Origin of the sequence: Paraglaciecola arctica (genome assembly GCF_018861065.1) — a bacterium.
Classification (GTDB): Bacteria; Pseudomonadota; Gammaproteobacteria; order Enterobacterales; family Alteromonadaceae; genus Paraglaciecola; species Paraglaciecola arctica_B.
In genome coordinates this window covers 38,155-46,575 of record NZ_JAHKQO010000014.1, presented here as the reverse complement: position 1 = coordinate 46,575, position 8,421 = coordinate 38,155, and the positions used below count along the sequence as shown (strand labels likewise).

The 8,421-nt window shown below is 43.6% G+C and carries 7 protein-coding genes; 5 read left to right on the top strand and 2 right to left on the bottom strand.

The window, feature by feature from the left end; genetic code table 11:
- Nucleotides 1-368 precede the first annotated feature (368 nt).
- On the bottom strand, nt 369-1,142 hold the full coding sequence (locus tag KO534_RS04670; RefSeq protein ID WP_215927795.1) for a GntR family transcriptional regulator: 774 nt from the start codon (nt 1,140-1,142) through the stop codon (nt 369-371).
- 190 nt (nt 1,143-1,332) lie between these two features.
- On the opposite strand from KO534_RS04670, the gene KO534_RS04665 reads away from it, so the two are divergent.
- The 4 genes from KO534_RS04665 to leuD are packed head-to-tail and all read left to right on the top strand — an operon-like array spanning nt 1,333 to nt 5,853.
- Nucleotides 1,333-2,919 carry an FAD-binding oxidoreductase gene (locus KO534_RS04665; protein WP_252731957.1) on the top strand — a complete coding sequence of 529 codons (1,587 nt, stop codon included), beginning with the start codon at nt 1,333-1,335 and terminating at the stop codon, nt 2,917-2,919.
- A gap of 5 nt (nt 2,920-2,924) precedes the next feature.
- Nucleotides 2,925-3,809: an alpha/beta hydrolase gene (locus tag KO534_RS04660; protein ID WP_215927790.1), complete on the top strand. Its 885-nt coding sequence runs from the start codon at nt 2,925-2,927 to the stop codon at nt 3,807-3,809.
- Between the two features lie 5 nt (nt 3,810-3,814).
- Nucleotides 3,815-5,218, top strand: coding sequence for a 3-isopropylmalate dehydratase large subunit (locus KO534_RS04655; RefSeq protein WP_215927788.1), 1,404 nt, complete (start codon nt 3,815-3,817; stop codon nt 5,216-5,218).
- Complete coding sequence (gene leuD, locus KO534_RS04650) at nt 5,218-5,853, top strand: 3-isopropylmalate dehydratase small subunit (protein WP_215927786.1); 636 nt, start codon at nt 5,218-5,220, stop codon at nt 5,851-5,853. The genes KO534_RS04655 and leuD overlap by 1 nt, the downstream gene beginning before the upstream one ends.
- A gap of 165 nt (nt 5,854-6,018) precedes the next feature.
- On the opposite strand, the gene KO534_RS04645 is transcribed toward leuD, so the two are convergent.
- On the bottom strand, nt 6,019-7,203 hold the full coding sequence (locus tag KO534_RS04645; RefSeq protein WP_215927783.1) for a CaiB/BaiF CoA transferase family protein: 1,185 nt from the start codon (nt 7,201-7,203) through the stop codon (nt 6,019-6,021).
- 271 nt (nt 7,204-7,474) lie between these two features.
- Here KO534_RS04645 and KO534_RS04640 point away from each other — a divergent pair, with 271 nt between their 5' ends.
- Nucleotides 7,475-8,404, top strand: coding sequence for a hydroxymethylglutaryl-CoA lyase (locus KO534_RS04640; RefSeq protein ID WP_215927781.1), 930 nt, complete (start codon nt 7,475-7,477; stop codon nt 8,402-8,404).
- The last annotated feature ends 17 nt before the right edge of the window (nt 8,405-8,421 follow it).

The following is an 8,421-nucleotide window of genomic DNA, read 5'->3' as shown; positions in this document are numbered from 1 at the left end:
CAATCGAGTATTAAACGTTTTCTTAACTGAACGGCATCGATTTTAAATGGCGTTCTTTATGGAACGCCAGTCAGTTTATTTAACATTGGATTCCCGATAAAAGCATTCGGGAATGACAAGGGGGATTACGGTCATTCCGGCAGCCTGTATTGCCTTCCCTCACCCTTGTCATTCCGGTAGTCTTTTAGCCGGAATCCACTTTTATTGTTTACATCAATAATTTATCACTCGAGCATTAAACGTTTTCTTAACTGATCGGCATTGAATTTAAATGGCGTTTTTTATGTGTTCTTTTCTCTAAAGAGCAGTCTAGATTAACAGTTAACACTTTAAATAAAACACTATAAAAAATCGCTTTAATTATGCAATTAACCTGCGGAGTCTGGTGTTAAGTCCATGCGGTATTGGAAACGGTCTGGATGATACAAAGCGTTTAAATAATCTACTAAGTTTTCGTTCTCATCATAAGACTGACGCGTTAAGTTAAGCAGCGGAAAGCCCACATCAACCCCCAGTTCTTTGGCGACTTCAGGTGTCGCTGCAGATGCGCTGAGTATTTGTTTTACATGTTTGATTTCTATGCCGTTTTCACGAAAAATTTCGAGCCTAGTAAGGGATTCGATACTGGCTTTATCATTGAGTTTCTGTAGCCCTTTACTCCAGCTTGAGTAATATCCAAACGCCTCATGTTGACGACTACGCACCCGCGTCATTTTTAATAGGGTTTCTCCATCACCTAAATTAAATTCCTTAGCTATGTTTGCAGGAGGTCGAGTGTTGAGTAATTCAATCACTTTTGCATCGGAATGCTGACCCATAAATTCCAGTTCCTGCAGCATGCCTACGAGCGGTGCTTTTATCGGATTAGGCTGATATTGATGGGTAACATGTGTTCCTTTGGCTCTGCGCCTAGCAACTAATCCATCGGCGGCTAATTCGTCTAGGGCGCGTTTCGCTGTTATCCGTGAAATATTAAATGTCTCGGATAAATTGAGCTCAGTTGGGAGTTGCGAACCATCTTCTAAACTTCCATTAAGGATATTTTTTTTGAGCAAACTGTATAGCTGAAAATATAGAGGAGTAGGGGAGCCATTATCTAATGGAGACTGTGCCAAAGACGCGAATCGAGAATCAAATGACATGATTTATCCTTCTCAGTTTAGTATTGCCATGATGAGCCAAAATGATATATCAATATGGCATAAGCCGCAAAGAATCAATTGTCGTGAATTCAATTCGGTGTTATAAAGACATATTGATAGGTCATTAGTGTTTTGGTGGCATTTACATTAACTTAAAGCGCATTTTGTAAAAAGTGCTAAGGAAATGACATTGGATAAAAATATACATTCTAAACAAGACGTATTAACTGCCATGGAAGCGGTTTTGGGTAAAGATAATGTGTTGGTCGACGATTATTCTACCAGTCTGTTTGCACAGGATGTGTTTACCAAAGACATTCCTGCAGAGATAGTAGTCAGTCCTGACAACAAACAACAGTTGAGCGAAATTCTAAGAATTGCCGCCGCATTTGATATGTTTGTGGTGCCACGTGGTGGTGGCATGTCATACACAAAAGGTTATGTGCCTGCTAAAAAGAACAGTGTTTTAGTCGATTTGAGCCGTATGAATAGAGTGCTCGAAATCAATACTCAAGATATGTACGTAACAGTTGAATGTGGCTGTAGTTGGAAAAAACTGCATGAGTCCCTTAAAGGCTCGGGTTTTCGTACTCCGTATTGGGGAACACTCTCAGGCAGCAAAGCCACGATTGGCGGTGGCTTGTCGCAAAATTCGATTTTTTGGGGCTCAGGTCAGTTTGGCACCGCAGTCGACTCAGTACTGGGGTTAGAAGTGGCCTTAGGTGATGGCACCTTAGTGACCACAGGCTCAGCTGCACAAGTGAATAGCACGCCGTTTTTTCGTCATTATGGTCCTGATCTTACCGGCCTATTTACCTGTGACAATGGTGCATTCGGCTTTAAAGCAACAGCGACGTTTCGCTTAATCCCCGAATTACCCGCCAAAGGCTTTTTAGCGTTCGATTTTAAACAAGCAGATGATTGTATTGCTGCCATGAGCGAGATTTCACGACAAGGTTTAGCCATGGAATGTTTTGGTTTTGATCCATTTTTACAAGCACAGCGACTAAAAAGAGAAAGCCTTGGTAAAGATGTCAAAGCCTTAGCTGGCGTGATGAAATCGTCAGGCTCGCTTCTTGGAGCCATTAAAGATGGTGCGAAACTGGCGATGGCAGGGCGCAGCTATATGAAAGACGTGGCTTATTCGGTACAAATCATTGTGGAAGATCGAATCGACGCAGCGGTCGATGCGCGCATCAGCGATATTCGTGCAATCGCTAAACAATTTAACGGTAACGAAATTGAAAATAGTATTCCAAAAATAACCCGCTCCAATCCATTTGGACCGGTCAATAATATGCTGGGTCCACAAGGTGAGCGTTGGGTACCTGTGCATGGTTTATTTTCCCATTCAAAAATTAAACAAGCCCATGATGGGGTGGAAGCTATTTTTGCCAAACATGCTACCGACATGGAAAAATTTGAGATAGGTGTGGGTTATTTATTTGCTACTGTCTCCACTAATTGTTTTGTATTAGAGCCAGTATTTTTCTGGCCTGATGCTTACACTGAAATCCATGAAAAGAGCGTTGAAGCCGACTATCTTGCAAAAATCACCAAGTTTGAAGAAAACCTGCCGGCAAGAGACAAAGTCCACGAAATCCGCAGCGAGCTCAGTACCTTCTTTAAGGAGCTAGGCGGGGTGCATTTACAGATTGGCAAAACATATTCTTTCAAAGAGGGCTTACAGACAGATACCTATAAGATCATTCAAGGTATTAAGGCGTTAGTTGATCCTGATGCGCGGGTTAACCCACAAACTTTAGGTTTGGAGTAGCTGTCATGTCCGTTCTACCCGTTCTTAAACATTATGTGACTTTGGGTGACGCTAGGCCCTGGCAGATTCATTATCGCAGCCAAGGCCCAAGCGATTTGCCTACTGTTATTTTGTTGCATGCATCACCCATGTCATCCGCGATGATGGTGCCTATGATGAACGCGTTATCCGACTCATTTAACGTGATTGCCATAGACACTCCAGGCTATGGCCAGTCTGATCCTTTACCACAAAGCGATAATGATTTAGAGCAACAACCCAACACCAGTTTGCAGCCTTACGTCGCAGCCTTGCATGCTTTTATCGAAAAGCTTGAGATCCACACGCCAATTATTTATGGCTCAGCTACCGGCGCACAAATTGCCATAGAGTTCGCTAAAGTTTACCCAACCGCTATCAAGGGGATTGTGCTTGAAAACGCCGCGTGGTTTAAAGACGAAGAGCGTAACGCCATAGTGAAACACTATTTTCCAGACATTAAACCCCAAAAAGATGGTTCACATTTAACATTGGTATGGAAAATGGCGAGTCAGCTGTTTCATTACTTCCCGTGGTTTGATACCTCGGAACAAGCCAGAGTGAGTCAAGCCGACATCCCACCTGAAGCAGTGCATGATACGTTAATGGCTTATTTCAACGCCGGTGAAAATTACCACTTAGCCTATCGAGCCGCCTTTATTAATGAGCGCCCTGAACAGTTGCGCCCGGTCACTGTACCTACTCATATCATTCGCTGGTCTTCCAGTGTGTTAAAGCACTATGTGGACAGGTTAGACGATGCAAATTTACCAGAAAATATTCAGATGTGTTTCGCCAAAAGTGGCATCGAAGGACGTTTCGCAGCTATCAAGGCGTCAATGGGAAGTCTTAGTCAAACAGTAAGTGAGTAAATATTTTGCAAAGAACATTATTTGAAAAGATTTGGCAGAGGCACTTAGTGACTGAACTAGACGATGGTGCTGCATTGATTTATATCGATAGGGTATTTCTACATGAACGTACCGGCTCTATCGCCCTTAAAAGTTTGCAAGCTGATGGCAGAGCTGTAGTCTCGCCAGAGCACGTGTTTTGCACTATGGACCACATAGTAGACACCGTTATTGGCAGAGATGACAACACAAAAGTACCAAGCGGTAAGGACTTTATTTTGGCCACGCGGCAAGCTTGTGTGGATGCCAATATCAAGCTATTTGATGTGAATGATCCACAGCAAGGCATAGTACATGTCGTTTCTCCCGAACTTGGCATAGTGCAACCTGGTGCTACCTTAGTGTGTCCCGATAGTCATACTTGCTCTCAAGGTGCTTTGGGAGCATTGGCTTGGGGCATAGGTTCAAGTGAGGCAGAACATGCACTGGCTACTAAAACACTTAGGGTAAGCAAACCTAGAACCATGAAAGTCAATTTTAATGGTGAATTAGGGTTTGGTGTGAGCGCTAAAGATATGATTTTACACCTTATCGGCGCCTATGGAGCGGCGGGTGGTGCGGGTTATGTTATCGAATTTAGTGGCAGCGCCGTTACTGATTTAGATATCGAAGGGCGTTTAACCTTGTGTAACATGGCGGTTGAGTTTTCGGCGTTTACAGGCTTAGTTGCGCCTGATGCTAAGGCCATAGAATACCTGCAAGGGCGAGAATATTCGCCTAAGGGCGAGTTGTGGGAGCAAGCGGTTAATTCTTGGCAAACTTTGTTTAGTGATGAACAAGCCGAATTTGACACAATCATTGATATCGATTGCGCCGATATTAGTCCAACTATAACGTGGGGAAACAGCCCACAACATGCTTGTGGCGTGGACTCAGTGGTACCTGAAATAGACAATAACGCTACCGAAAACCAAGTTAAAGCCATGAGTCGTGCCTTTGAATATATGGATTTGCAACCTGGTACTTCCTTAAAAGGTTTGCCAATTGGCGCAGCGTTTATTGGGTCATGCACCAACAGCCGATTGTCGGATTTACGCTTAGCGGCAAAGGTACTAAAGGGGCGTAAAGTAGCTGCGGGTATTAACGCTATATGTGTTCCCGGTTCGTCTACGGTTAAACGTGCAGCCGAAGCCGAAGGCCTCGACAAAATTTTTATGGATGCCGGTTTCCAGTGGCGTGAATCAGGTTGTTCGATGTGTTTTTTTGCTGGTGGTGAAAGTTTTGGTTATCGGCAAAGGGTGGTGACTAGCACCAACCGCAACTTTGAAAGCCGTCAAGGGCCAGAAACTCGTTCACATTTAGCCAGTCCCGCTACAGTCGCCGCTTCGGCGATTGCAGGGTGTATCGCTGATGTGAGGGAATATTTGTAATGGAAAAGTTCACTATTCATCAGGGTGTGGCAGCACCTATGCTGCAAATAAATATCGATACAGATGCGATTATCCCTTCCCGGGAAATGAAACTGGTATCCAAACAAGGGTTAGGTGAGGGACTATTCGCCGGATGGCGTTATACCTTGCCTAATGGCCGCGAGCCTAATCCTGAGTTTGTACTGAATCAACCTCAGTACTCGCGCACCAGTATATTGTTGGCGGGGGATAATTTTGGCTGTGGCTCGTCACGTGAGCACGCGGTTTGGGCGCTAAAAGAGTACGGTATTAAAGCGGTTATTGCGCCGGGTTTTGGCTCGATTTTTTATCATAATTGTATTAGAAATGGCATTTTGCCCGTGGTCTTAGAAAACCAACAAGTGTTGATGTTAGCAAAACATGTACAGCAAGATCCTCAGAACCATCAGCTCAACATCAATTTGCTCGAAACTTATGTCAGCGCTGTTTCATTGAGTGACAATCTTGAAATTCAACGTTTTGATTTTTCGATTTTAGCGGCCCAGCAAGCGATGTTACTCGAGGGCTTAGATGGCATAGCTTTGACCCTTAAATCCCAATCAAAAATAGAGGCGTTTAAAGGAAGTTATCAAGTCCAATACCCATGGTTAACTTAGGATGGAATCCGCACTGAGTTAGTGTTGAGTCAGGCGGTGAGTGAATTGAGCCGAACCCTAGGGGGGGTCAAGTGAGTATTTAAAATAGATTGACTAAAAAAGCGGCCTGTTATTAACCATAACAGGCCGCTTTTTAATAAGGTATCACTTTGATGCTAAACTTGCCTAAGCGTCGATAATGCCTAGCGACAGCAATTTTTGAATGTCTTCTTCACTAAATCCTGCATCCTGTAGGGTCGCTACTGAATTACCTTGGTCTTTTGGAATGTCGTGGCGTAGTGGCATACGTTCGTTATTCATTTCCAGAGGCAACCCTGGTAATTTGGTTTTAGTACCATCTGGCAAGGTTACATCAACTAAACCACCGGCGTTTAAGTGCGGATCATCAAATAAGTCAGATGGTTTATTGATAGGAGCAAAAGGCAAACCGGATTTTTCTAATTTGGCCATGAGTTGTTCTTTGCTCAGTGTTGCAAAGACCTCATTAATGACAGGTAAAATACGCTCTCGCTGCGCAACCCGACCATTGTTGAGTGCTAAGCTTTGGTCTTGTGCAAATTCTTCCAGACCAAATGCGTCACAAAAAATACGCCACTGGCTATCACTTACCACCCCAATGAATACTTGTTCATTATTAGCACAATGAAAAATATCGTAAATTGCCCACGCTGAACGGCGCACCGACATTGGAGGAGGTGCCTCACCTGTTACTACCTGCTGCGCCATATGTTGGCCCACCATAAAGGCAGTGGTTTCGTATAAGGAGCAAGTGACATTTTTACCCTGCTGAGTGCGGTGACGCTCTTCAAGCGCCGCCAAAATACCGATTACACCAAACATGCCACCGGTAATATCAATCACAGATGAGCCTGCGCGCATCGGTTTGTTGGGTAATCCTGTCATGTAGGCTAATCCGCCCATCATTTGGGTGACTTCATCGAGTGCGGTGCGGTGCGCATAAGGACCACTTAAAAAACCTTTTAGAGAACAATAGATTAAACGCGGATTCAGCGTTTTAAGCTGTTCGTATCCTAGGCCTAATTTGTCCATCGCCCCTGGGCGAAAGTTTTCTAGTAATATGTCTGCTTCTTGTATTAGCGACTTCGCCACATCTTTGCCTTCAGCAGATTTAATATTAATAAATACACTTTTTTTATTGCGGTTATACATAGAAAAATAACCCGAACCTGAACCTTTTAGGCGCCGAGTATTGTCACCCCCTAATGGTTCAATTTTAATCACTTCAGCCCCCAAGTCAGCCAGAATTACTCCTGCCGTCGGCCCCATGACCATGTGCGTAAATTCAATCACTTTTATGCCACTTAAAGGCAGTTGTTCTGAATTTGTCATTAAATTTTGTTCCCTGTATTTCTGAAATCTTGCAATGTTATTTGGTGAAAAGACTACTTTTTGTCTTTATGTTATAATATTATAACAATAGAGTTTGAATGTAAAAGTTGCGAATTAACATTTGTCAATTTGAGGGCAGTGTTGCCATCAAACCGCATTGCATGAGATGGCTCATGACGTGTATTTTATTTTTGGTCTTTGGATCTCAACATACCAATGAGATCTCATTATTTCGCCTTCAGAATTCGCAAGGCATAAATTTGGAAAACACATGGCAAAATTTGACATAGAAATCAGTGAAGTTGGCCCCAGAGATGGTCTTCAAAGCATTAGTACTATTATGCCCACGGCTGATAAGTTGCGGTGGATTGATGCGTTAGCTGCGGCAGGCATTCCTGAAATCGAGGTGGGATCCTTTGTACCTGCCAAAGTCTTACCACAACTTGCAGATACTGCAGAAGTTGCCCGTTATGCTAAAGAAATTGCAGGGTTATCAATCGCAGTCTTGGTACCTAATTTACGTGGTGCACAAAATGCTATTGAAGTGGGCCCAACCAAAATGAGCATTCCTTTTTCAGTGAGTGAAACTCATAGCTTACGAAACGTAAAACGCACTCATCAGCAAATGTTGGAAGAAGTAAAACGAATTGCAGAACTGCTAAAAACTCTACCTCAAGGACAACGCCCTAAATTTGAAGGCGGTTTAGCTACTGCATTTGGTTGCACCATAGAAGGCGCAATTAGCGAAGATAAAGTTGTAGAACTGGCGGTCGCATTAATGGAAGCAGGCTGCGATGAAGTGGGGCTATCGGATACCACAGGCTCTGGCAATCCGGCTCAAGTGAAACGTTTAGTTAAAAAAGTTTGGGCCGCTGTGGGTAAAGAAAACCTCACAGGCATTCATTTGCATAACACTCGAGGTCAAGGTTTGGCTAACGCTTTGGCTGCGGTAGAAGTGGGTATCACCACAGTTGATTCTTCCATGGGTGGTATTGGTGGTTGTCCTGCTGCGCCTGGTGCCAGTGGTAATATAGTCACGGAAGATTTGGTGTTTATGCTAGAAGCCATGGGCTTAAAAACCGGAATTGATTTTGAACGAATGTTTGCGGCCCGCAAGATTTTGGCCAAGTTATTACCAAATGAACCCTTATACGGTTTTACTCCGGATGCGGGGTTTCCTAAAGGTTTTCAACGAGCCTAGTAATTATAATCGTCCAA